This window comes from Xanthomonas hortorum, from assembly GCF_040279205.1.
Classification (GTDB): Bacteria; Pseudomonadota; Gammaproteobacteria; order Xanthomonadales; family Xanthomonadaceae; genus Xanthomonas; species Xanthomonas hortorum_F.
In genome coordinates this window covers 1-1,203 of record NZ_JBEOLS010000127.1, presented here as the reverse complement: position 1 = coordinate 1,203, position 1,203 = coordinate 1, and the positions used below count along the sequence as shown (strand labels likewise).

Below are 1,203 nucleotides of genomic sequence, written 5' to 3'. Positions count from 1 at the left end.
CGACGTCCACCCAATTTTGAGTAGCGCCTCAGTTTGGAGTCCAATTCCCTACCCCGAGGAGATTGGACGTGAAGAAACGTTTTACTGACGAGCAGGTCATCGGCTTTCTGCGCGAAGCCGAAAGCGGCGTGGCGATCAAGGACCTGTGCCGGCGCCATGGCTTCAGCGAGGCCTCGTACTACCTGTGGCGCAGCAAATTCGGCGGGATGAGCGTGCCCGATGCCAAGCGGCTCAAGGACCTCGAGTCCGAGAACGCGCGGCTGAAGAAGTTGCTGGCCGAGCAATTGTTCGAGAACGACCTGATCAAGGATGCACTGCGAAAAAAGTGGTGAGCGCACCGGCGCGTCGTACGCTGGTGCGCGAGTGGATCGGGCGTGGTGCCAGCGAGCGTCGTGCGTTGGCAGTGATCGGTATGAGCGCCAGTGCGCTGCGCTATTGCCCGCGCGAAGATCGCAACGTCGAACTGCGCGAACGCATCTGTGCGTTGGCGCATCGCCATCGCCGTTATGGCGTGGGGATGATCTATCTCAAATTGCGACAAGAAGGACGCATCGTGAACTACAAGCGTGTGGAGCGGTTGTACCGCGAGCAGCAGCTGCAGGTCCGGCGTCGCAGACGCAAAAAGGTACCAATAGGCGAGCGTCAGCCGCTGCTGCGGCCATCACAGGCCAATCAGGTGTGGTCGATGGATTTCGTGTTCGACCGCACCGCCGAAGGCCGAGTGATCAAGTGTCTGGTGATCGTGGACGATGCAACCCACGAAGCAGTCGCCATCGACGTGGAGCGCGCAATCTCGGGCTACGGTGTGACGCGCGTGCTGGACCGACTGGCGCACAGTCGCGGTTTGCCGAAGGTGATCCGCACTGACAACGGCAAGGAGTTTTGCGGCAAGGCGATGGTCGCCTGGGCGCATGCCCGCGGTGTGCAGCTACGGCTCACCCAGCCGGGCAAACCTAACCAGAACGCCTACGTCGAATCGTTCAACGGCCGGCTACGCGACGAATGCCTCAACGAACACTGGTTCCCAGCGCTGCTGCATGCACGCACTGAGATCGAACGCTGGCGACGCGAATACAACGAGGACCGACCCAAAAAAGCAATCTGCGGCATGACCCCGGCTGCGTATGCCCAACATCTGGCAAACACCGATATCATCAGCCCCGGACTCTAAACCAGGCCGCTACTCAGGGCGGGGGGACGTCG

General features: G+C 61.0%; 2 protein-coding genes. Both read left to right on the top strand.

What is annotated here, in order from left to right; translation table 11 throughout:
* Positions 1-68 precede the first annotated feature (68 nt).
* Positions 69-332 carry a transposase gene (locus ABS769_RS22450; RefSeq protein WP_011035652.1) on the top strand — a complete coding sequence of 88 codons (264 nt, stop codon included), beginning with the start codon at positions 69-71 and terminating at the stop codon, positions 330-332.
* A complete protein-coding gene (locus ABS769_RS22445) occupies positions 284-1,171 on the top strand; it encodes an IS3 family transposase (protein WP_317063464.1) in 888 nt (295 codons plus the stop codon). Before ABS769_RS22450 ends, ABS769_RS22445 begins: the two co-directional genes overlap by 49 nt.
* Positions 1,172-1,203 lie beyond the last annotated feature (32 nt).